Raw genomic sequence first — 22,848 nt, 5'->3', positions numbered from 1 at the left:
GCGGGTTGTCTATGCTTGTCCCAAACACATGGCAGACGAGGGATATATGGACGATCCAGTCGACAACAAGCCGCCTACCCTGTTGCAGATGATGCACAGCGTACTGGCTGCCGCCTTCGGCGTGCAGAGCGGCAAGAACCGCGCCCGTGACTTCACCCACGGCAAACCGAGTCACTTCGTGATACTGGGCATCGCCTTCACGGTGATATTCGCCCTGACCCTGTTCGGCATCGTCAAGCTGGTGGTGCACCTGGCGGGGTTGTAGCGATCTTCGAATCACACAACGAACCTTGTGGGAGCGAGCCTGCTCGCGATAGCGGTGCATCAGTCAATGATGATGTCGACTGACATGCCGCTATCACGAGCAGGCTCGCTCTCACAGGTTTTTCATTGCCTGGATAACGGGTTATTGATGGCTGACCCAGAACACCGCGGTGCCTACCACCAGGATAATCAGGAACAGAATGGCCCAGGCATCAACGGTACTGTCGCTTTTCCTTGCTTTGGTCGGATTGCTCATTGCATCGCCTCTTGTCGGTTTTGTAGGTGATTGCATAGGGACTCGACCACAGTTAAGACGATGATTGCCCGCACGACAAATGTGGGTTAGGCAATAATCAATCTCATTAGTCGATTTGGTTCTTTGCATATACTCAAACATCACTTTTGCGCATATCTCAAAACAGGTATCTTGCACCGGCTCCTCTAGGAGTGCGCGGCCGTGCGCGCAGAATTGCCGAGGCAGAACCCGATTCCAGCGAGCCAACACGCAGCTGTTTCTGATCGGCCCAAGCCTGAGACCGAGACTTATATGTACGTATATGACGAGTACGATCAGCGGATCATCGAGGACCGCGTCAAGCAGTTCCGTGATCAGACCCGACGCTATCTGGCAGGCGAGCTGAGCGAAGAAGAATTCCGCCCCCTGCGCTTGCAGAATGGCCTGTATATCCAGCGTTTCGCCCCGATGCTGCGCGTGGCGGTGCCCTACGGCCAACTGGCCTCGCGCCAGGTGCGCAAGCTGGCCCAGATCGCCCGCGACTATGATAAGGGCTACGCCCACATCAGTACCCGGCAGAACGTCCAGTACAACTGGCCGGCCCTGGAAGACGTACCTGACATTCTGGCCGAGCTGGCGACCGTGCAGATGCACGCGATCCAGACCAGCGGCAACTGCCTGCGCAACGTCACCACCGACCAGTTCGCCGGTGTCGCCGCCGATGAGCTGATCGACCCTCGGCCGTGGTGTGAAATCGTGCGCCAGTGGACGACCTTCCACCCGGAATTCGCCTACTTGCCACGTAAGTTCAAGATCGCCATCAACGGCTCGAGTTCGGACCGTGCAGCCATCGAGGTACACGACATCGGCCTGGAGGCGGTCTACAACGCCCAGGGCGAGTTGGGCTTCCGTGTGCTGGTCGGTGGCGGCCTGGGCCGTACCCCGGTGGTCGGCTCGTTCATCAATGAGTTCCTGCCGTGGCAGGACCTGTTGAGCTACCTCGACGCCATCCTGCGGGTGTACAACCGCTACGGCCGTCGCGACAACAAGTACAAGGCGCGGATCAAGATCCTGGTCAAGGCGCTCACGCCTGAAGTGTTCGCCGAAAAGGTCGAGGCCGAAATGGTTCACCTGCGCGGCGGCCAGACCACGCTGACCGAAGCCGAAGTCCACCGGGTGGCCAAGCACTTCGTCGACCCGCAGTACAAGGCCTTGAGCAATCAAGACGCCGAGCTGGCTGCGCTGGACAAGGAATATCCAGGTTTCGCCCGCTGGCGCACCCGCAACACCCTGGCCCACAAGAAGCCTGGCTACGTTGCGGTCACCCTGTCCCTGAAGCCGACCGGCGTCGCACCGGGCGACATCACCGACAAGCAGCTCGATGCCGTGGCCGACCTGGCCGACCGCTATAGCTTCGGCCTCCTGCGCACGTCCCACGAGCAGAACATCATCCTGGCGGATGTCGAGCAAAGCCAACTGTTCACCTTGTGGGGCGAGTTGCGCGAGCAAGGCTTCGCCACGCCGAACATCGGCCTGCTGACCGACATCATCTGCTGCCCGGGTGGCGACTTCTGCTCGCTGGCCAACGCCAAGTCGATCCCTATCGCCGAATCGATCCAGCGTCGTTTCGATGACCTGGACTACCTGTTCGACATCGGTGAGCTGGACCTGAACATTTCCGGCTGCATGAACGCGTGTGGTCACCACCATGTGGGCCATATCGGCATTCTGGGCGTGGACAAGAAAGGCGAAGAGTTCTATCAGGTTTCCCTGGGCGGCAGCGGTTCCCGTGATGCCAGCCTGGGCAAGATCCTCGGCCCGTCCTTCGCACAGGATGACATGCCCGACGTGATCGAGAAGCTGATCGACGTGTACATCGAACAACGTACCGAAGACGAGCGCTTCATCGACACTTACCAACGTATCGGCATCGACCTCTTCAAGGAACGCGTCTATGCAGCGAATCATTAAGAACAACGAAGTCATCGACGAAACCTGGCACCTGCTGCCCAAGGACGCGACCCTCGACGGTATCTCCAATTGCGACGATCTGATCGTGCCCCTGGCGCTATGGCGGGATCACGCTCGCGCCCTGCAGGTCCGTGACGGCGGCCTGGGCGTATGGCTGGACGCGGACGAGGAAGCCGAAGAAATCGGTGACGACGCCAACCAGTTCCAGGTCATCGCCTTGAATTTCCCGGCATTCACCGACGGGCGCAGCTATTCCAACGCTCGCCTGCTGCGTGATCGTTACGGCTTCAAGGGCGAACTTCGAGCCATTGGCGACGTACTGCGGGACCAGTTGTTCTACATGCGCCGCTGCGGTTTCGATGCCTTTGCCCTGCGCGCCGACAAGGACCCTTACGAAGCCCTCGAAAGCCTCAAGGACTTTTCGGTGACGTACCAGGCGGCCACTGACGAACCGCTGCCGCTGTTTCGTCGTCGCTGAGACTGCTCCAAATAAAAAGCCCTGATCCGGTTATGCCGGTTCAGGGCTTTTTTTATTGTCAAAGCCGCCAAGTCAACACGAGTCCCTGTGGGAGCGGGCTTGCTCGCGAAAGCAGTCTGTCTGAATAGATGATGCTAACTGGGCCGCCGCCTTCGCGAGCAAGCCCGCTCCCACAGGGGCAGTGGCGCAAGCGAGGCTGGCGGATTACCAAAACCGCTGCTGGGTCAAACGACTCCACCAGTTCAGCAGCAACCGGTCCACCGAACCGCTGGCAGCCACGCCAATACGCTCCTGCAAGCTTTTGCGTTCGGCGTAGTGCAGGTGATAGAGCTCGGCAGTCTTGGCGCGTTCGGCCAGGTATTCGTCACTGGTCTTCAATTCGTCCACCAACTGCTTGCCCAGCGCGGCGACCCCTAGCCAGACTTCACCGGTCGCTACTTCATCAATGGCCAGTTGCGGCCGGTAGCTGGACACGAAACGCTTGAACAACTGGTGGGTGATGTCCAGGTCTTCCTGGAATTTCTCCCGGCCCTTCTCGGTGTTTTCGCCGAACACCGTCAACGTGCGCTTGTATTCACCGGCCGTCAGGACTTCGAAGTCGATGTCATGTTTCTTCAGCAGGCGATTGACGTTCGGCAACTGTGCCACCACGCCAATGGAGCCGAGAATGGCGAACGGCGCGCTGATGATCTTCTCGCCGATACAGGCCATCATGTAGCCGCCGCTGGCCGCGACCTTGTCGATGCACACCGTCAGCGGTATGCCGGCTTGCCGGATCCGGGCCAGTTGCGAAGAGGCCAGGCCGTAGCTGTGGACCATGCCGCCACCGCTTTCCAGCCGCAGTACCACTTCGTCCTTCGGGGTCGCCAGGGTCAGCAACGCGGTGATTTCATGACGCAAGCTCTCGGTGGCCGATGCCTTGATATCGCCGTCGAAATCCAGCACGAACACCCGCGACTTGGTCGCCGGCTTGTCCTTCTGTTTCTTTTTGGCCTTCTCAGTCTTGCCTTCGGTCTTGCGCAGGGCCTTGAGCTGATCCTTGTCCAGCAGCGTCTGTTCCAGGCGCTCACGCAACCCTTTGTAGAAATCGTTGAGTTTGCTCACCTGCAACTGGCCGGCCGACTTGCGCCGCCCCTTGCTGCGCAGCGCAGCAAAACTGGCCAGCACCACCAGTATGGCGATCACCAGCGTCACGGTCTTGGCCAGGAACCCGGCGTATTCGATAAAAAACTCCACGATGACTCCTAATAGATTCAACTCACCGCTCGGGGGCGGATACCAGACGCTCCCAGCATACCCATGCACCCGCGTCGCTGCCAGCCGGGAAACCTATGGTTACCTTACGCCGGACGAGGCCAGACAAGGCTGTAACGAGCATTTCAAACAAGCGTATGTTTTTTCATTGACAGCTCACCGCCATCCTCATAACCTCGCCAGACCTTCAACGTACCGGGATGACGCGGACGTGGGCAGTATTTATCTGATTCGACATGGCCAGGCCTCCTTTGGTGCGGACGACTACGATGTTCTGTCGCCCAACGGTGTCCGCCAGGCGCAAGTGCTGGGAAGTCACCTGGCGGAGCTTGGTGTCGTGTTCGATCGCTGCCTCTCGGGCGACCTGCGCCGCCAGCAGGACACCGCCACGGGCGCGCTGGGCCAGATGTCCGCCGCCGGGCTGCCGGTGCCTGAACTGGAAATCGACCCGGCGTTCAACGAATTCGACGCCGACGCGGTGATCCGCGCCCTGCTGCCGGACATGTTGCCCGAAGAACCCGAGGCCTTGTATATCCTGCGCAACGCCGCGCAGAACCGCGCCGAATTCCAGCGTATCTTCGCCTTGATCATCGAGCGCTGGCTCAGCGGCCAGTACGACCCGCCAGGACTGGAAAGCTGGTCGGGTTTCGTGGAGCGGGTCCAGGCCGGCCTGCATCGTCTCCTGGATCAGGCCGACAACACCCACAAGATCGCCGTGTTCACCTCCGGCGGCACCATCACCGCCCTGCTCCACCTGATTACCCATATACCGGCCCGACAGGCCTTCGAACTGAACTGGCAGATCGTCAACACCTCGCTCAACCACCTGAAATTCAGGGACCGCGAGGTCGCCCTGGCTTCCTTCAACAGTCATGCTCACTTGCAACTGTTGAGGACCCCGGACCTCATCACCTTTCGCTGAGGTCGAATTACCGTAGACCCTTGCTGTATCCACCCGAATAAGGATCGAAACCATGACCTCTGTAGTCGACGCCGTACAAAAGATGAAAGAAAAATTCAACCCAGCCGCCGCTGCCGGCCTGGACCTGGTGTTCGGTTTCAACATCACCGACGAAGACAAGCAATACGCCCTGATCGTCAAGGACGGCACCTGTGAATTGCAGGAAGGTGAAAACGCCGATGCCAACTGCACGCTGGTCATGGACAGCGAAACCCTCAAGGGCATCGTCAGCGGCGAAACCGACGGCATGCAGGCCTTCATGGGTGGCAAGCTGCGCGTCGAAGGCGACATGATGCTGTCGATGAAGCTGTCCGAACTGTTCCCGGCCTGAGACCAGGCGCCCTCGCAGGCGCTGCCCGGCTGCTGACGAATCCCGCCCCGAGGCGGGATTCGTGTTTCTGCCCTCCCGAGCCTCCCTCCCGAGCCTCCCAAGGCACACAACCTTGATCCTCGTCAGTTCACCCTCGCCTCTCAACCGCTAACTTGGCGTCTCCATCAAGGCCAGGGACGGCTCATTCGGAGCCTGTGCCCGCTCATCTCAAGGAAAGAGACCCATGCCTGCACTGAAGATCATTCTTCTGTCGACCGCCTTCAACGGCCTGACCCAACGCGCCTGGCTGGAACTGCGCGAAGCCGGTCATCGTCCCAGCGTGGTGCTGTTCACCGATGGCGACTCGGTCTGTCGACAAATCGAAGCAAGCGGCGCCCACCTGGTGATCTGCCCGTTTCTCAAGGATCGCGTCCCCGAGCGGTTGTGGCGCAATCCTCGCCGTCCGGTGGTGATCATTCACCCTGGCATTGTCGGCGATCGCGGTGCCAGCGCTCTGGACTGGGCCATCATGCGACAAGTCGAACGCTGGGGCGTGACGGCACTGCAAGCGGTAGAAGAGATGGATGCCGGGCCGGTCTGGGCCACCTGCGAGTTCAACCTGCCCGAGGGTTTGCGCAAGTCCGAGTTGTACAACGGCCCGGTCAGCGATGCGGCTATCCGTTGTATCCATGAAGTGGTGGAAAAATTCACCAATGGTTTCGCCCCGATACCACTGGATTACAACCGCCGTGACGTGATCGGCCGCCTGCAGCCGAACATGACCCAGGACGACCGGACCTTCAGTTGGCACGACAGCACTGCATTCATCAAACGCTGCATCGACGCCGCGGACGGCCAGCCCGGCGTGCTGGCAAGCCTGGCCGGTGGCCAGTTCTATCTCTACGACGCCCATCCGGATGTCCGCCGTGGCTTGCCCGGCACGCTGCTGGCCGTGCGTGACGATGCGGTGCTGGTGGCGACCGGCGATGCGAGCCTGTGGATCGGTTCCCTGCGTCGCAAACCACAACCCGGCGAACAGAACTTCAAGCGACCGGCACGCCACGTACTGGCGGGGCAGCTCGACGATGTCCCGGTGCTCGACAGCTCGCTGGCCCGGCACCCCTTCAGCGATGAGGCCTACCAACCCATCCGCTACCGCGAATGCGGCCACGTAGGCGAGCTGACGTTCGAGTTCTATAACGGCGCGATGAGCACCGAACAATGTCGACGCCTGGTGGACGCACTGCGCTGGGCCAAGTCCAGGGATACTCGGGTCCTGCTGATCCGGGGCGGACGCGGCAGTTTTTCCAACGGCGTGCACCTGAACGTGATCCAGGCTGCCGCCGAACCCGGCCTGGAAGCCTGGGCCAATATCCAGGCCATCGATGACGTCTGCCTGGAGTTGCTGAACGCCCGGCAACTGGTGGTCTGCGGACTGACGGGCAACGCCGGGGCCGGCGGTGTGATGCTGGCCCTTGCCGCCGATATCGTGTTGGCGCGCAGCGACATCGTGCTCAATCCCCACTACGCGACCATGGGCTTGTACGGCTCCGAATACTGGACCTACAGCCTGCCGCGCGCGGTCGGCCCGGACATGGCTTGGAAGCTCACCCAGGACTGCCTGCCCATCAGCGCACGCCAGGCGCTGCGCTACGGCATGGTCCAGGAGATTGGCCCACGTTGCCTCGACGAATTCGGCCTTTGGGTGCTGCAACGGGCCAATGGCGCGTGGCTCGATCCGGCCTATGAAGCCATCCGGACCCGCAAGGCCGAACGGAGCCTGCCGGCGATCCAGGCGTGTCGTGACGGTGAACTCAAGGAAATGCGCCACGACATGGTGGACAATCGTCGCGGTTTCGCCGAGAAGTGTCGCCACTTCGTGTTCAAGCACAAGGCCTGCCGTACGCCCGAGCGCCTGGTTGCGCCATGGGCGCGGGTGGCGGAGGCCGAAGCCGTCCAGTGACTGCCGGTATCGGGGAGGCGAGCCAGCTCTTACAATGCCCGCTTCCCCAGCATCGGCTTGAACATGGACATCGACCTCGCCCGCACCTTCCTGGAAATTGTCCGCCACGGCAGCCTCGCCGCCGCGGCTGACAAGCTGCACGTCACCCAAACGGCGATCACCGCCAGGGTCCAGAAGCTCGAAAGCCAGTTAGGCTGCGCGCTGTTCGTGCGCAATCGCGCCGGCGCACGCTTGACTGCAGACGGCGAGGCCTTCGTCGTCTACGCCAATCAACTTGTGCAGACCTGGGAAGCGGCCCGTCGAGACCTGCCATTGCCCGAGGGCTATCGCAATGTCCTGCACCTCGGCGGCGAGGTCAGCCTGTGTAACCCGTTGATGCTCAGTTGGGCCCGGGAACTGCGTCAGAAAATCCCCGGTCACGCCTTGCGCATGGACATCCGCGATGGCGAAAAACTGCTGCAGCAACTGGAATTGGGTCTGCTGGACGCGGCGGTGGTGTATCAACCCGAATACTGGCCAAGACTGCAGGTGGAACAACTGCTGGAGGAGAAACTGATCCTGGTGCGCCTGGCCACGTGCCCCGAGCCCTACGTGTACATCGACTGGAGCAGCGATTTCCGTCGCCAGCACGACACGGCCTTGCCGGACAAGGCCAAGGCCGCCGTGACCTTCAACCTGGGCCCACTGGCCCTTCAATACATCCTGGAAAACGGTGGCAGCGGCTACTTCCGCACGCGCGTCGTGCAAAGCTACCTGGACAGCGGCATTCTCGAACGGGTACCCAAGGCACCGGAATTCAACTACCCCACTTACCTGGTCTATTCCAGGGATCGGGATTCAGCGGCGTTGCAACAGGCGTTCGACGTGCTGCGAGCCATCGTCAGGAGCGGCAGCGACTGGTCCCAGCGCTGGGACCCGTTGAGCTGATCGCCCCTGGACAAGCCGTTGAAAGGGCCGCTCGCGGCCCTGTGGGATGACCCTCGCCACCCGTTTACTTCTTCAGGTGCAGCACGATTTGGTCCTTGATCATCAACCGCTCCTTCTTGAGTGTCTCCAGGGCAGCGTCAGGCATTCCCGCGGATGTCGGCTTCTCGGCCTCTACAACCTCGGCATCGAGTTGGGAGTATTTTTGAAGTAATGAATCCAGCCTTGGATTCTCGCTGCGCTTTTGCTGGATCTCGTCCTTGGTGAAGTTGAGATCCTGGGACAAATCATGGGGCACCGGCATGGAACACCTCCTTTGGTGGTTCGGTGGCAAGCACCTTGACGGGCTCGTCGATTATCAGGATGGCCTTGCCGACGGGGTTCTGTCGACCGCCAATCCGACCAGCGGTGACCGTTCGTCGTACCGCAGCGCTTTCCAATCAAACCTTTGTCCGCACGCCATCCTCCATTGATCAGTGACGCCAAGAATCACGCGTACAAACTGTTCGTACAACCTGTATGGAGACTGACCAATGGACGGATTTACCCTGCGCCGACTCGGCCTGGCAGTTGCCCTGAGTACCAGCATGGGCATGGCTTGGGCCGCGAGTTCCAACGACTTCGTCGACAACGCCGCGGCCGGTGGCATTGCGGAAATCGAAACCAGCAAACTGGCCCTGGAGAAAAGTGCCTCGGCGGATGTGAAAGCGTTCGCCAACACAATGATCACCGACCACACCAAGGCCAACCAGGAACTGATGTCGCTGGCGAAACAACACGACATCGAAGTGCCGGACGAAACCACGCTGATGAAGAAGGCCAAGGCCAAGATTCTCGAAGTGCGCGATGAGTCCTTCGATGCCGCTTATGCGAACAACCAGGTCAAGGCCCACGAAGAAACCATCGCCTTGTTCAAGAAAGAAGCCGAGACCGTGACGGACGACAAGAAAGCGGGCAACACCGAGCTCAAGGCGTTTGCTCAGAAAATGTTGCCGCACCTGCAGGAACACTTAGAAATGGCCAAGAAACTCCAGGCCGCCCATCCCAGCAAATAACGGTTTGCTACCTGCATCGTGAGTAAAAAAGGGTCGTCCTACTCTGGACGACCCTTTTCGCGTGATGCCATCAACCACCGTCGGTGTCGATATCGGCGTCGGTGCTGTCACCCGATTTCGGCCGGTCTGGATCGGGCTTGAAGCCCGGGCTGAAGGTATTGTCGTTCTCGTGGTGATGTTGTTTCTGATCGACCTCCTCGGCAGCGCTCTGCGCCTGGTCCGCTCCGGCCGGACCGACCGGACTGGCACCCGGCACCTGGGGATCGATGGCCGGGTCGTTACGCGGTGATGAGGTCTGCGTCTGACCTTGATGCTGAGTGTTTGCAGGCTTGTCGTTCATGGACACCTCTTCCCGACAGGGGCTCTTGACAGGGGCCAGCTCGATGGCCGGCCTTGATCATTCGAAGGGAGCCTTGCAGCTTCGGTTCCATTTGTTTGCCGCCCCGCGATCAACCGTTGAGCACCGCCCTGACCATCTGCGTCAGGGCGTCGGGCCCGTAGGGTTTGCTCAGCAGATGAGTGTCCGGGCTCAGCTGGTGGTTGCGGGAGATGATGTCCCGGGTATAACCCGAGGTGAACAGCACCGGTACCGGCGGGGTCTGTACCTTCGCCCACGCCTCCAGGTCTGAACTCTTGATCAGGCCGGGCATGACCACGTCGGTAAAAATCAGGTCCACCGAGGCGCCTTCGAGCAGCAACTTCATGGCCACGTCGGCGTTGGGGGCCGTGATGGTTCGATAACCCGCCTGCTCCAGCAGCTCTACCGATGCACTGCGCACGTCGTCGTTGTCCTCCACCACCAGGATCGTCTCATGCTTGCCGGGCGCAAGTGGGTGACATTGCATTTGTTCCCCGGTTTCTGGCTTGTGGCTGCGGGGGAAATACATCTGCGCCCGCGTGCCCTCGCCCACGTCGCTGGTTATCTCGATATGACCGCCGCTCTGCTTGACGAACCCGAACACCATGCTCAGTCCCAGGCCGGTACCCTGGCCGTCGGTCTTGGTGGTGAAAAATGGTTCGAACACTTGATTCAGTACATCAGGCGGCATGCCGGCGCCGCTGTCGATCACCGACAGTCGCACATAATCACCTGCCGGGATGCCCTTGCCGGCACAGTCCGATTCATCGAGCGCGATGTTCTCGCCGACCATGCGGATGGTGCCCTCGCCGCCCATGGCATCGCGGGCGTTGATCGCCAGGTTCAACAGCGCGTTTTCCAACTGATTGCGATCCACGTGGATGCACCAGGGATCGTCGGGCAAGGTCACTTCGATCCGGATGGTCTCGCCCAAGGCCCGCTGCAGCAATTCGACCAGGCCGTCGAAAATGCGCCACGGGTTGTAGACCATCGGCGACAACGGCTGGCGACGAGCGAACGCCAACAGTTGCGAGGACAACTTGGCGCCCCGCTCCACGGCTTCAATGGAGGCACTGACCCGTCGCTGCACGTTCCGGTTGTCCGGCTCGTGGCGCGCCAGCAGATGCAGGTTGCCGGCGATCACTTGCAACAGGTTGTTGAAGTCGTGAGCCACGCCGCCGGTGAGCCCGCCAATGGCCTCCAGTTTTTGCGATTGACGCAACTGCTCTTCGGCCGCCAACCGCGCCTGGACCTCATCGGCTACCCGCTGCTCCAGGTTTCGGGTAAACCTGAGCAGCGACGCTTCGGCAGTCTTGCGCTCGTTGATGTCGATCAGCACGCCAGGGAAACGCAAGGGCCTGCCCAGCGCATCGAACTCGCAGCGGCCACTGGCTTGTACCCATAGATCGTCATCCCCAGGTCGACGGACCCGATACTCGGCATTGAAAGGGCCACCCGTGCGCAAGGTCAGCTCGATCCGTTGGTTGAGCTCATCCAGGTCGTCGGGATGAATACGCTGGCGGGCGACCTCGATGGGCAGCGCATCCAGCGACGTGTCCGGCGGGTAGTTGAAGGTGCGGGCGAAGCGCTCATCGCCCGACAGCGTATCGGATTGGATGTCCCAGACGAACGAACCCAGCAAAGGCCCGGCGGAAAGGGCCAACTGAATACGCTCGTTGACGGCACGATAACTGCGCTCCGCCTCCTGGCGCGCTCGCTCGGACAACACCAGTTCAGTGGTTTCCACGACAATCGCCAGCACACCGGCCGGGGCCTGGTCATCGTCGGGCACGGGGCTGTAGAACAGGTCCATCCATACATCTTCGGGCTTGCCATTGCGCAGCAGCACCAGCTCCTTGCTGCGATAGGACAAAGTGCCACCGGCCAGACAGACGTCCAACACGTGACGGTTGAACTCGGCCACCTCCGGCCAACCCAGTTCCACCGCGCATCCCAACAGATAAGGGTGACGCCCGCCGGCGAACTCGGCATAGGCGTCGTTGTAAATCATGAAGCCCTGGCGGCCCCACAACATGACCATCGGCAAGGGCGAAGCCAGCAACATCTGGACGGCACTGCGCAGGCTGGCGGACCAGTGTTCGATAGCGCCCAGTTCAGTCTGGCTCCAATCGTACGACCGGATACGCCGGGCCATTTCACCGCCCCAACCGGGACACCCGTGATGCTGGGATAAGAACTGCATGGGTCGACTCTGAACCTCGAATACCTGCCGGGAAATCGGCTTGCGAACTTCTTGTGCTCAGAGCTTCGAGCATGGGGTTGGCGTTTGGTTTCATGTTCAAGCCATGATGGTGGCGGTAAAGCCAGAATCCATGGGCACAGACACACCGCTATCGTGAGCAGGCTCGCTCCCACAAGGGACGATGTCGATCACAAAGCCTGAGAACAACACAAACCTACTGTGGGAGCGAGCCTGCTCGCGATTCGGCCTGGGTCAACGAAAATCGCGACTGCGTACGTTGATGCCTGCCAGCAGCCCGGTCAGGTCACTCAAGCGTCCGGCGATCAGGTGGCGCACTTCGCCGACGCTTTCCCAGCGTCCATCGACCCTGAGCAATTGCGACCCCACCAGGATTTTGCGCTGGCGCTCGGCCAGGTCGCGCCAGACCACCACGTTGAGGTTGCCGAATTCATCCTCCAGAGTAACGAAGGTCACGCCGCTGGCCGTGCCGGGGCGCTGACGACCGGTGACCAGCCCGGCGACGCTGACGTTGCGTCCATGTTCCACGTCCTGCAATTCCCGCGAACTGCGACAACGCCGGGCGCGCAGTTCAGGACGCAGCAGGGCCAGCGGGTGGGGGCCCAATGTCGTACCGAGCGTGACGTAATCAGCGAACAGATTTTCGCCCACCGAGGGTTTGGGCAGTATCACAGGCGGCTCTTCCTGACTGGGCAAGCCAGCGAACAGGCCCAATTGTTTTTGCACCCCGGCCACCTCCCAGCGGGCGCGATGGCGATCCCCCGCCAGGCCGCGCAAGGCACCGGCATCGGCCAGTTGTTCCAAGGCCCGTGCATCGAGTTGCGCACGCTCGCCCAGGTCGGCCACGTCATGGAAAATCCGTTGCCGACGCGCCACTTCGATACGCCGGGCATCGTCCTCGCGAAAACCCTTGATCAGCCGCAAGCCCATGCGGATCGCCGGTTGCCGGCCTTCCAGGGGCTCCAGGCTGCAATCCCAGTCACTGGCGCGCACATCCACCGGACGGATCTGCAACTGATGCCGGCGGGCATCCTGCAGGATCTGGTCCGGGCTGTAGAAACCCATGGGCCAGCTATTGATCAGGGCACAGGCGAACGCCGCCGGTTCGTGGCATTTGAGCCAGCTGCTGACGTAGGTCAACAAGGCGAAACTGGCGGCGTGGGACTCGGGAAAACCGTAATTGCCGAAGCCCTTGATCTGCTCGAAGAGTTGCGCGGCGTATTCAAGGCTGTAGCCGTTTTTACGCATTCTGTCGGCCAGACGTTCCCGATGAGGCTCAAGACCACCGTGGCGCTTCCACGCGGCCATGGAACGGCGCAACTGGTCTGCCTCGCCGGGTGTGTAATCGGCAGCAACGATGGCGATCTGCATGACCTGCTCTTGGAACAGCGGGATACCCAAGGTGCGCTCAAGCACCTCTTGCAATTCTGGCGAAGGGTAGACGACGGCTTCCTCCCCGTTTCGCCGCTTCAAGTACGGATGGACCATTCCACCCTGGATCGGGCCGGGTCGCACGATCGCCACTTCGATCACCAGGTCGTAATACTTGCTGGGCTTGAGCCGAGGCAACATCGCCATCTGCGCCCGTGACTCGATCTGGAACACGCCGATGGTGTCGGCGCGGCTGATCATCTCGTAGGTGGCCGCATCGTCACGGGGCAAATCCGCCAGGGTGTAGCGCTGCCCCCGATAGCGCTCGATCAGGTCGAAACAACGGCGGATCGCACTGAGCATGCCCAACGCCAGGATGTCCACCTTGAGCAGCCCGACCGCGTCCAGGTCATCCTTGTCCCACTGGATGATGGTGCGCTCGGCCATGGCAGCGTTTTCCACCGGGACCAGGGTGTCCAGGGGTTGTTCGCTGATCACGAAGCCACCGGGGTGTTGGGACAGGTGCCGGGGAAAGCCGATCAGTTGTTGGGTGAGGCTCAGCACCCGGCGCAACACCGGGCTGTCCGGGTCGAAGCCGCCCTCACGCAAGCGATCCAGCGGCGGTGCCTCGTCGCTCCAGCGTCCGCAACAATCGGCCAATGCATTGACCTGATCCGGCGGCAGGCCCAGGGCCTTGGCGACGTCCCGCACCGCTCCGGCTCCGTGATAACTGCTGACCACCGCCGTCAACGCTGCCCGATGACGCCCGTAGCGCTGGAAAACGTATTGCAGCACTTCTTCGCGGCGCTCGTGTTCAAAATCGACGTCGATGTCCGGCGGCTCGTTACGTTCCCGGGACAGAAATCGCTCGAACAACAGGTTGGTCTGGCTCGGGTCGATTTCGGTGATACCCAGGGCATAACACACCGCCGAGTTGGCCGCCGAACCACGTCCCTGGCAGAGGATGTTCTGCTTGCGCGCAAAACTGACGATGTCCTGCACGGTGAGGAAATAACTGTCGTAGCCCAGCTCGGCGATCAACGCCAATTCGTTGTCGATCTGCTGCCGGACCTTGTCTGTCACGAGCCCTTTCCAACGCTCACGGATGCCACGCTCGGTCAGCTCCCGCAGCCAGGACGCCGGATCATGCCCCTCGGGCACCAGTTCACGAGGATATTCATAGCGCAACTGGCCCAGATCGAAAGTGCAACGCCGGGCGATGGCCAGGGTCTCGTCGAGCAACGCACGGGGGTAGAGATCGGCCAGGGCCTGGAGACTGCGCAAGTGTCGCTCGCCGTTGGGATGCAGACGCTGGCCGGCCTCGGCCACCGTGACGTGGTGGCGGATGGCAGTCATGGTGTCCTGCAAGGCGCGACGCCCACGCACGTGCATGTGCACATCGCCCGTCGCCACGGCGGGAAGCCCAAGGTGTTCGGCCAGCGCCAGCAGGTCGGCCAGGCGACGCTGGTCGTCCTGCCCGCAGTGCAATTGAACGGACAACCACAAACGCCCGGCAAAAATCGATTGGAGCCAACGCCCCTGTTCCTCGGCGTTGTCATCAGGCACCCACAGCACCAGCAGCCCCGGCAAGGGCTCGTCGAAATCCTCCCGGACGATGCGATAACGGCCCTTCTCGCTGCGACGCCGGGCACGAGTGATCAGCCGGCACAGGGCTTGATAGCCCTCCAGGTCTTCCACCAGTAACACCAGTTTCGGACCGTTTTCGACCTGGATCTCACTGCCGACGATCAAGTGCAGTTTCAGTTCCCTGGCCGCCTGCCACGCCCGGACGATCCCGGCCAACGTGCATTCGTCAGTGATCGCCAGGGCCCGATAACCCTGTTGACTGGCCCGCCGACACAGCTCCAACGCACTGGAGGCACCGCGCTGGAAACTGAAGTTGGACAGGCAATGCAGCTCGGCATATTCGACGCTCATGCGAACCAGCCCTGCAGCCACAGCGGCCCGCCCTCGCCCACCGGTCGATAGGCCCAGCCTCGTTGTCCGGCGCGGGTTTCGACCAAGTAGTAATCGCGGCGTACATCGGCACCGTCCCACCAACCGGTCTCGATGCGCTCCGGGCCCATGAGGATACGCGCCTGGCCTTCCGGCAAGACCTGGCATTCGTCCAGCAACCAGCCAGGACGCTGTACACCGGTGCGCACGGGACAGGTTTGGGGCTCAGACGTCATCTGCCAGGCACATTCAGGTCGGTGATCATCACGAAAACCCAGGCCCTGCACCGCTTCATCGCCCAGTCGGGCCCGCAGCCGTTCCCGCAATTGCTCCCAAGGCAAGGATTGCTGGGGGCGCTCATCGAACAATTCCAGACGCTGGGGTACGAAACTCGGCAGGTCTTCGGCACACAAGCGAAAGCCACGCACCGGCGCCTCGACTTGCGCCTGCTCCAGCCGGCCGCGGGCCAGTTCGAAGAGCATCGAGGGCTCCCGTTCGGCGCTGAGCAGGCCGACCTTGATCACGGTGTCCGGCAACCCGGCGTGCTCCAGGTGCAGGTCAAAACGCTGCACACCGCTGTCGCGACCACACAGGAAGGCCGACAGATCCCCTGTCAACCGACGCAATGGAAACAGCAATGCCTGGTGCGACTGGACGTCGTAATTGAGTTCGATGCGCACATCGAAACGGTCCGGCGGCAGGTAGAACGACAGCGCCAGGGTGCGACTGCCGGTCAACGCATCGAGGTGTTTGAGTACCTGGGCTTCGAAGCGCCGCGCCAAGGTGTGCCGGGGCAAGGCCTGGACCTGCCCCAGGCAACGCAGCCCCATGCGCGACAACGCGGTGGCGACATCGGGCGCAAGGCCGATCCGGTCCACCGGCATCTGCGCCAGGTGTTGTTGCAGGGTTTCGGCATCGGGCACCACCAGGGCATCGTGGGCATTGGCGAGCACCCGGGCCGCCACCGGGTTCGGGGCGGCGACGATGCGATGACGAAATCCCAACTCCGTCAGTTCGGCCCGCAGCCGCGCCTCGAACACCGGCCAGGGGCCGAACAGGCCCAGGCTCGACTCGATCTCGAACAACACTGTGCGCGGATAATGCACGCTGACCTGAGAGCTGAAACGGTAGGCCCAGGCCGCCAGGAACTGTTGCCAGTGCTCGATCTGCGCTGCGTCGTATTCGGCGGTGGCAAAGCCTTTGCTCAAGGCCTGGGCGGCGGTCATGGTCTGGCCGGGGCGCAAACCCAGGGCCCGTGCCGAGTCATTGACCGCTTGCAGCACCCGACGCTGGGCCGGGCCAGTCAGCAGCGCCAGGGGCTCCCCGGGATCGGGTCGCTGGCGCAGCGCGGCGTCCAGCGCCAATTGCGGGAAGAGAATGCAGACCCAGCGCATCGCAACCTCAATACCCGGTTCGTGATGCAGGTGTAGCGAAGGCAATCGGCCCGGAATGGGCCAAGCCGCCCCGGCACTTGAGCACACGCAATTGCCCGGGTCGGGCATCGATGGCGATGCGCAGTGCGGCCGGTGACGGGTTGACGGCTTCCTGGATCGAGCGCCAGGCGAATGCCAGGGTCTGGCCGGTTTCCGCCGCCACTTGCAGGCGGCGCAGGGCCCGGTCGTCCGCCTGGCGAGGCCAGCACAGGACTGCGCCGCAACAGCCCGAACGCAGGCACTGTTCGGTGGCCCAGAGGGCATCGCGCTCGTCGGCCCGGATCACCGACAACTGGCGCAGGTCTACCCCGGCGTTCTGCCAGGCCTGGGGATAGGGCACGAACGGCGGCGCCACCAGCACGATCCGCTCACCCGCCGCCGACAGCCGCGCCAGGGTCGGCCACACCAGTTGCAACTCGCCTACGCCCGGCGCGGCCAGGAGAATTTCCGTCAACGCCGCCTCCGGCCAGCCGCCGCTGGGCAACGCCGCGTCCAGGGCGGCATGGCCGGTGGGCTGCGGGCTGGCGGCCGACGGCGCAGGGCGGCCCTTCCAGACCTGGCCGCCGTTGAACAGCGTGTCCAGCGCAACGACCGCGCCCATCAGCCTTGCCTCAACAGGCCACAGAACACCCCTTCTATCGCCAGGTCCCGGTCGGCCTCGACGATGATCGGCTGATAGGCCGGGTTGCGCGGCAGCAAACGCACCTGTTCGCCGACTCGCTCGAAGCGCTTGATGGTGACCTCACCGTCGAGCCGTGCCACCACGATCTGCCCGTTCGAAGCCTGGGGCGTGCGTTGTACGCCCACCAGGTCACCGTCGAGAATGCCGTCGCCGATCATCGAGTCGCCCTGGACCCGCAGCAGGTAATCGGGCGCTTTGGTGAAGATCGCCGGGTCCAGCATCAGGCGGTCATGAACCTCGGCATCGGCACCGATGGGCAGGCCGGCAGCTACGCGTCCCAGCACCGGCACGTCCAGCAGTTCCGGGCGCGGCGGCTGGTTCAGCAACCGGATGCCCCGGGCCTGGTGCGGATTGACTTCGATAAAACCGGCTTCGCTCAGCGCCAGCACATGCTTGCGCGCCACGCTACGGGAGGCAAAACCGAACGCCTCGCTGATTTCAGCGAGGCTGGGAGGCTGGCCCTGATCGGCGATGCGTTCGCGAATGAAGGTCAGGATGGCGGTGCGGCGGGGAGTGAGTGTCGTCATGGAGTACATTTGTACTCCTGTCGGTTTTTTCTGACAAGCGCCGCCAGTCAGTTCACAGGCGGCCTGGGTTGCCGCCATCGCGAGCAGGCTCGCTCCCACAGTTTCCGTGGCGTTCACAGTGTTGATGTACACCCGGAACCCTGTGGGAGCGAGCCTGCTCGCGATAGCGGTGGGTCAGTGTCCGAGTCCCGCCAGGTACGCCCACGGATAAATCCCCCGCTCATGCCCATCACTGAAGACCAGTTGCACCCCATACCCCTGGGTATTGACCGCAACCACCCGGATCCGCGAGTCCACCAGGACCGTCGAGCCTTGCAGGCGAAACGCCCGGCATTGGGAGCAGGGACATTGGCGGCGCAGTTCGGCGTGGTCCAGGCGTTGTTCGCGACCATCGGGCCAGTTCAGCCGCAATTGCCTTTTATCCTGGGAATTGCCCAACGCCAGCGGGCTCATTGCAACTGTCCCAAGGCAATCCGCACGGCCTTGCGCACTTCGGGATCACCATCATCCTGGGCGGCCTTCAAAGCCGGGATGGCGTTGCGATCAGCCAATTCCCCCAGAGCCAGGGCCGCCTCCTTGCGCAGGTTGCTGATGCGATGGCCCAGGGTTTCGATCAATGCCGTCAGCGCCGGGGCGTAGCGTAAACGGCCGAGGCTGCGGGTGGCTCGCAGGCGCACTTGCCAATAATCATCGGCCAACGCTTCGATCAGGGCCGGGCCGGCCTCGGCGTGACCGACCTTGCCCAGCGTGGTGGCCGCTTCTTCGCGCACTGCCCAGGCCGGGTCCCGCAGCGCCTGGCATAGAGCCGGCAGGACTTGCGCATCCGACGCCAGGCCAAGAGCGCCGGTGGCCGCCCGCCGCACCTCGGTGTCCGGATCATCGCTGGCGAGTCGCGCCAACGCCGGCAGCGCATCGAGATGCTTGAGCCACCCCAGCACGCCAACGGCTTCGCGGCGCACGCCGGCATCGCGGTCGGCCAAGGCACCGAGGGCAGCCGGTGCTGCATCGGCCAGACGCAACTCACGCAAGGCCCGGAACGCCGCACCCCGTACGTTGACGTCCTGATGGGCGGCCCAGGGCAGGATCACCCTCCCCGCTGCTTCGCTCTTGAGCAAACTCAGGCTCTGGGCCGCAGCGGCCTGCACCGTCGCCGACGGATCGGTCAGGGCCTGGCACAGGGCTGCGACCACCGGAGCCTCTTCCCAGGCTTCAAGCAAGCACGCAGCTTCGGCACGGACCTCGTCGCTGGGGTCTTGGGCCAGGCGTTCCACCAGCCACAGCAAGCCTTCGGGCTCTTCCAGGTCGGCCAGTTCAATCAAGGCGATACGGCGCACGCCCGGATCTTCATCGGTCAGGCGCGGTTGCAGGGCGAGGATGTCATCGTTGTCGGTGTCTTCGAATAGAGAGGTCATAGGGCAAATCGCGGCAAGGAGGTTTCAGGGAGCCCGAGGGGGTTGAGGCGCGGCAACTGCCGGCCTTCTTCATGGCGCAGCAACTCGAGGCAGTGACGTTTCAAGTGGGAGAATTCGGGACTGGTCACCAGTGCGGTGGTCCGTGGCCGAGGGAAATCCAGGCGCAGGTCCTCGATGATCCGACCCGGTCGCGGGCTCATCACCAGCAGTCGATCGGCCAGGAACAGCGCCTCGTCGATGTCATGGGTGACGAACACCACAGTGGTGCGAATGCGCGTCCAGATATCCAGCAACAGCTCCTGCATGTTCAAGCGAGTCAAGGCGTCCAACGCGCCGAACGGTTCGTCCATCAGCAACAGGCGTGGGCGGTTGACCAGTACCCGGGCGATCTCCACCCGTTGCTGCATGCCCCCTGAAAGCTGGTCCGGCCAGTGCCCGGCAAAACCTTCCAGCCCCACCAGGGCGAGAATTTCATCGGCGGCCCGGTGCCGTTCGGCCTTGCCCAGGCCACGCATTTTCAAGCCGAAGGCGACGTTGTCGCGCACCGTGCGCCACGGGAACAGCGTGTGCTGCTGGAACACCATGCCGCGCTGTGGCGACGGACCGGACACCGCCGCCCCATCGACATTCAACGTGCCGGTGCGCGGTTGCAGATGCCCCGCGAGTGCGCCGAGCAGGGTCGATTTCCCGCAACCGGACGGCCCCAGGACGCAGACGAACTGACCGGCCTCGATCTGGCAATCCAGGCCCTGGACGGCTTCGAACGCCTGGACGCCCTGGCCCAGGACAATGGACAACTGACGGATGTCGATCCGTCCTTCCGGCGCTTGCATCACGCTCATCAGGCTTTTCCTCGTGGTCGATGCCAGGGCGTGAACAGCCCGCCGAGGCGTTTGATCAACAGACTGCTGCCCATGCCCAACACGCCGATCAGCAACATGCCGACGACGATGTCGGGGTAGTTCTGCACGGTGTAGGAGGCCCAGGTGTAGTAGCCGATGCCGTACTGACCGGCGATCATTTCCGCCGTCACCAGGCAGAACCAGGACGTACCCATGCCAATGGCCAGGCCGGTGATGATGCTCGGCGCGGCGCCCGGCAAAATTACTTCCAGCAGGATCGCCCGACGCCCTGCCCCGAGGCTTTTCGCCGACGCAACCAGCCGCCGGTCCACACCCTCGACGCCGTGCACGGTGTTGAGCAGGATGGGAAACAACGCACCGGTGAAGGTGATGAACACCATCGACAGCTCCGACGACGGAAACATCAGGATCGCCAAGGGAATCCAGGCCACCGCCGGGATCGGCCGCAGGACTTCCAACGGCGGCAACAGCAGGTCTTCGGCCCATTTCGAGCGACCGATGGCCAGCCCCAGCGCCACGCCAATCAGCAGCGCCGCGCCATAGCCGGCGAAGACCCGACCCAGGCTGCTGCCCAGGTGTCGCCCGAGGCTGCCCGACTCCCCCAGGCCGAGCGCGGCCTGGATCACGGCCACGGGCGTCGGAACGTTGGCAAACGTCACCAGGCCCAGGTCCCAGTGGTACGTGGCGGCGAGTTGCCAGAACAGCAGGCAGAGCACCAGGGAAGCGGCTCGCAGGAGCCAGCGAAAATAAGATCGGAACACAACTCTTCCTCTCAACCGAGTTCCCTGTGGGAGCGGGCTTGCTCGCGAATGCGGACTGACATTCAACATCGATGTCACTGAAATATCGCTTTCGCGAGCAAGCCCGCTCCCACAGGTCATTGAATATTCTGACGATCAGCGTGCAGCAACGGCCTGCGCAGTCGCTTCGTTAAAGTCCAAAACCTTCCCACCCTGGGCCGTGGCAAATTGCTGGGCCTGGCCCTTCAACAGAAACGCGCTGAGCCGCCCCTTGGCATCAGTGGCAAACCACGCCTGCTCGGCCAGCAGCTTGATCCCGCTGTCGCTCGCCTGGGCGTAGACGGCGCGGATGCCCTTGCCTTCCTGCTTGAGGCTCGCCAGCGCGGCAAAGGCCGATTGCGCCGAGGCGTAATGCCGGACTTTCGGCTCGCCACGCACCCAGATTTCGGCCACACGGCGCACATCGGTGATGGCCTGGCCGGTCGCGGCATCGGTGCTGTTCAGTGGCGTCTGGGTGTAGTCAGCCAGTTGCGCGGTGTAATCCAGATTCGAGGCCTTGAACGCGGCACGGATGTACTGGTCATCGATGAAGGTGTCGAGGTCCAGGCCGCGATCGGCTTTTTTCAGCAGCTTGAGGGTATCGATGGCGGTGCCGACGGCTTGCCGGTATTCCGGCTTCCAGGTCAGGTCACGGGTCTGCACGCCCAACGGTCCGTGGAACAGGTAATTGACCTCGGCATCGACACCGGTGACCTTGGCGATCAGCTCGCTGTATTTCTCCGGTTCAGCGGCCAGCAACTGATTGGCCTCGATGCTTGCGCGCAGGTAGGCGACCACGATTTCCGGGTACTTGCGGGCATAGGCCTGATCCACCAGTGCGCCATGGAACGTCGGCGCGCCGGCCTGGGCGCCGTCGTAGATCTTGCGGGCGAAACCGCGGCTGGGGAACAGCTCGGCGAACGGTACGAAGTCGGCATGGGCGTCGATCTTGCCCGCTTGCAGCGCCGAGCCGGCCACCTCCGGCGGCTGGGCGATGATGTTCACGTCTTTGAGCGGGTCCCAGCCCTGGGCTGCGACGGCGCGCAGCAACATGCCGTGGGCGGTGGAGGCAAACGGCACGGAAATGGTCTTGCCCTTGAGCTCGGCCAGGGACTGCACGCCCGAGGCGCTGGGCACCACGATGCCGTTGCCGCTGCCCTGGGTGCTGCCCGACAACACGCTGATGAACAGGCTGTGCTTGCCAGCGGCTTCGAACGCTACGCCGTTGAACGAGCCGGGGAAATCGGCCATGGCGCCGAAGTCGAGCTTGCCGGCGACCATCTCGTTGGTCAGCGGCGCGCCACTGGTGAAGTTCTTCCATTGGATGTCGTATTGGGCGTCCTTGTAGGCGCCGTCATGGGGCAGGTATTTGTCCAGCAGGCCCAGCTCGCGAATCAACAATCCGCCGGCGGCGCAATTGATGGTGGTGTCCTGGGTGCCGATGGCGATGCGGATGGTTTCTGCCTGGGCAGACAAGGTCAATGAAGCCAGTACCAGACCGGCCAGCGCTGCACGCAACATGGGGATTCCCCTCGAATCATGTATAGGAGGTTCGTCTCCGCCGTGATCTTTGCACGGTGGGAAACGAGGGGTGTTTTTGAATCGGGCGTCCGGGGGTGGCCGGATGGCTTTGTAGTGACTGGGCTGGCCCCATCGCGAGCAGGCTCGCTCCCACAATTGTTCTCAGGCGTTCACAAGTCCGGCGTCCACCACAAATCCACTGTGGGAGATTCTATGGTTGAGGGGAAGCCCTCAAGCCGCTTTTGGTTGGTATTCGCTTTGCCCTTTCAGCAGAGCGAATACGATCCGAGCAAGCTTGCGAGCCAGCATT

General features: G+C 62.6%; 22 protein-coding genes. 9 read left to right on the top strand and 13 right to left on the bottom strand.

Annotated features, from left to right (window positions below):
* The first annotated feature begins 46 nt into the window (after window positions 1–46).
* From EGM97_RS19935 to EGM97_RS19925, 3 genes are all read left to right on the top strand, one after another.
* The gene (locus EGM97_RS19935; protein WP_024781254.1) at window positions 47–265 is read left to right on the top strand and encodes a DUF2970 domain-containing protein; all 219 of its coding nucleotides are present in this window, start codon (window positions 47–49) and stop codon (window positions 263–265) included.
* 546 nt (window positions 266–811) lie between these two features.
* A complete protein-coding gene (locus EGM97_RS19930; RefSeq protein ID WP_238964348.1) occupies window positions 812–2,470 on the top strand; it encodes a nitrite/sulfite reductase in 1,659 nt (552 codons plus the stop codon).
* The gene (locus tag EGM97_RS19925) at window positions 2,454–2,948 is read left to right on the top strand and encodes a DUF934 domain-containing protein (RefSeq protein WP_238964347.1); all 495 of its coding nucleotides are present in this window, start codon (window positions 2,454–2,456) and stop codon (window positions 2,946–2,948) included. The genes EGM97_RS19930 and EGM97_RS19925 overlap by 17 nt, the downstream gene beginning before the upstream one ends.
* Before the next feature lie 204 nt (window positions 2,949–3,152).
* On the opposite strand, the gene sohB is transcribed toward EGM97_RS19925, so the two are convergent.
* Complete coding sequence (gene sohB / locus EGM97_RS19920) at window positions 3,153–4,184, bottom strand: protease SohB (protein ID WP_238964346.1); 1,032 nt, start codon at window positions 4,182–4,184, stop codon at window positions 3,153–3,155.
* 229 nt (window positions 4,185–4,413) lie between these two features.
* Between sohB and EGM97_RS19915 the strand changes: the two genes are divergently transcribed.
* The 4 genes from EGM97_RS19915 (at window position 4,414) to EGM97_RS19900 (ending at window position 8,363) form a co-directional block, all read left to right on the top strand.
* Window positions 4,414–5,124, top strand: a complete 711-nt coding sequence (locus tag EGM97_RS19915; RefSeq protein ID WP_238964345.1) for a histidine phosphatase family protein — start codon at window positions 4,414–4,416, stop codon at window positions 5,122–5,124.
* Between the two features lie 52 nt (window positions 5,125–5,176).
* The gene (locus EGM97_RS19910) at window positions 5,177–5,494 is read left to right on the top strand and encodes an SCP2 sterol-binding domain-containing protein (protein ID WP_139641940.1); all 318 of its coding nucleotides are present in this window, start codon (window positions 5,177–5,179) and stop codon (window positions 5,492–5,494) included.
* Between the two features lie 223 nt (window positions 5,495–5,717).
* Window positions 5,718–7,436, top strand: coding sequence for a hydrogenase maturation protein (locus EGM97_RS19905; protein ID WP_238964344.1), 1,719 nt, complete (start codon window positions 5,718–5,720; stop codon window positions 7,434–7,436).
* 63 nt (window positions 7,437–7,499) lie between these two features.
* Window positions 7,500–8,363 carry a LysR family transcriptional regulator gene (locus EGM97_RS19900; protein ID WP_238964343.1) on the top strand — a complete coding sequence of 288 codons (864 nt, stop codon included), beginning with the start codon at window positions 7,500–7,502 and terminating at the stop codon, window positions 8,361–8,363.
* Between the two features lie 64 nt (window positions 8,364–8,427).
* On the opposite strand, the gene EGM97_RS19895 is transcribed toward EGM97_RS19900, so the two are convergent.
* Window positions 8,428–8,664 carry an HP1242/YdcH family protein gene (locus EGM97_RS19895; protein WP_053154331.1) on the bottom strand — a complete coding sequence of 79 codons (237 nt, stop codon included), beginning with the start codon at window positions 8,662–8,664 and terminating at the stop codon, window positions 8,428–8,430.
* On the opposite strand from EGM97_RS19895, the gene EGM97_RS19890 reads away from it, so the two are divergent.
* Together EGM97_RS19890 and EGM97_RS19885 are read left to right on the top strand one after the other, a co-directional pair.
* The gene (locus tag EGM97_RS19890) at window positions 8,663–8,833 is read left to right on the top strand and encodes a hypothetical protein (protein WP_238964342.1); all 171 of its coding nucleotides are present in this window, start codon (window positions 8,663–8,665) and stop codon (window positions 8,831–8,833) included. The two genes, EGM97_RS19895 and EGM97_RS19890, sit on opposite strands and share 2 nt — an antisense overlap.
* A gap of 60 nt (window positions 8,834–8,893) precedes the next feature.
* Window positions 8,894–9,415, top strand: coding sequence for a DUF4142 domain-containing protein (locus EGM97_RS19885; protein ID WP_238964341.1), 522 nt, complete (start codon window positions 8,894–8,896; stop codon window positions 9,413–9,415).
* Window positions 9,416–9,485: 70 nt separating this feature from the next.
* Here the strand turns inward: EGM97_RS19885 and EGM97_RS19880 are convergent, their stop codons facing one another.
* The 11 genes from EGM97_RS19880 to EGM97_RS19830 all read right to left on the bottom strand — a co-directional run bounded on the left by EGM97_RS19880 (window position 9,486) and on the right by EGM97_RS19830 (window position 22,538).
* On the bottom strand, window positions 9,486–9,755 hold the full coding sequence (locus EGM97_RS19880; protein ID WP_053154337.1) for a hypothetical protein: 270 nt from the start codon (window positions 9,753–9,755) through the stop codon (window positions 9,486–9,488).
* A 109-nt stretch (window positions 9,756–9,864) separates the two neighbouring features.
* Window positions 9,865–11,976, bottom strand: a complete 2,112-nt coding sequence (locus EGM97_RS19875) for a hybrid sensor histidine kinase/response regulator (RefSeq protein WP_238964340.1) — start codon at window positions 11,974–11,976, stop codon at window positions 9,865–9,867.
* Window positions 11,977–12,228: 252 nt separating this feature from the next.
* Complete coding sequence (locus tag EGM97_RS19870; RefSeq protein ID WP_238964339.1) at window positions 12,229–15,324, bottom strand: error-prone DNA polymerase; 3,096 nt, start codon at window positions 15,322–15,324, stop codon at window positions 12,229–12,231.
* Complete coding sequence (locus EGM97_RS19865; protein WP_238964338.1) at window positions 15,300–16,715, bottom strand: Y-family DNA polymerase; 1,416 nt, start codon at window positions 16,713–16,715, stop codon at window positions 15,300–15,302. Before EGM97_RS19865 ends, EGM97_RS19870 begins: the two co-directional genes overlap by 25 nt.
* Window positions 16,716–16,722: 7 nt before the next feature.
* Window positions 16,723–17,355 (bottom strand): translesion DNA synthesis-associated protein ImuA, encoded by a 633-nt coding sequence (imuA, locus tag EGM97_RS19860; protein ID WP_238964337.1) that lies wholly within the window; start codon window positions 17,353–17,355, stop codon window positions 16,723–16,725.
* Entirely contained in the window at window positions 17,355–17,972 is a 618-nt protein-coding gene (lexA, locus tag EGM97_RS19855; RefSeq protein WP_238964336.1) for a transcriptional repressor LexA, read from the bottom strand. The genes imuA and lexA overlap by 1 nt, the downstream gene beginning before the upstream one ends.
* A 165-nt stretch (window positions 17,973–18,137) precedes the next feature.
* Window positions 18,138–18,416 carry a DUF971 domain-containing protein gene (locus EGM97_RS19850; protein WP_238964335.1) on the bottom strand — a complete coding sequence of 93 codons (279 nt, stop codon included), beginning with the start codon at window positions 18,414–18,416 and terminating at the stop codon, window positions 18,138–18,140.
* Window positions 18,413–19,375, bottom strand: coding sequence for a HEAT repeat domain-containing protein (locus EGM97_RS19845; RefSeq protein ID WP_238964334.1), 963 nt, complete (start codon window positions 19,373–19,375; stop codon window positions 18,413–18,415). The genes EGM97_RS19850 and EGM97_RS19845 overlap by 4 nt, the downstream gene beginning before the upstream one ends.
* A complete protein-coding gene (locus tag EGM97_RS19840; RefSeq protein ID WP_238964333.1) occupies window positions 19,372–20,217 on the bottom strand; it encodes an ABC transporter ATP-binding protein in 846 nt (281 codons plus the stop codon). Before EGM97_RS19840 ends, EGM97_RS19845 begins: the two co-directional genes overlap by 4 nt.
* A complete protein-coding gene (locus EGM97_RS19835; RefSeq protein WP_238964332.1) occupies window positions 20,217–20,999 on the bottom strand; it encodes an ABC transporter permease in 783 nt (260 codons plus the stop codon). The genes EGM97_RS19840 and EGM97_RS19835 overlap by 1 nt, the downstream gene beginning before the upstream one ends.
* Before the next feature lie 135 nt (window positions 21,000–21,134).
* On the bottom strand, window positions 21,135–22,538 hold the full coding sequence (locus EGM97_RS19830; RefSeq protein ID WP_238964331.1) for an ABC transporter substrate-binding protein: 1,404 nt from the start codon (window positions 22,536–22,538) through the stop codon (window positions 21,135–21,137).
* Between the last annotated feature and the right edge of the window lie 310 nt (window positions 22,539–22,848).

Source organism: Pseudomonas sp. AF32 (genome assembly GCF_022342325.2).
Lineage (GTDB): Bacteria > Pseudomonadota > Gammaproteobacteria > Pseudomonadales > Pseudomonadaceae > Aquipseudomonas > Aquipseudomonas uvaldensis.
Note: the sequence above shows the minus strand (reverse complement) of the source record. Positions and strands in the feature narration are given on the sequence as shown.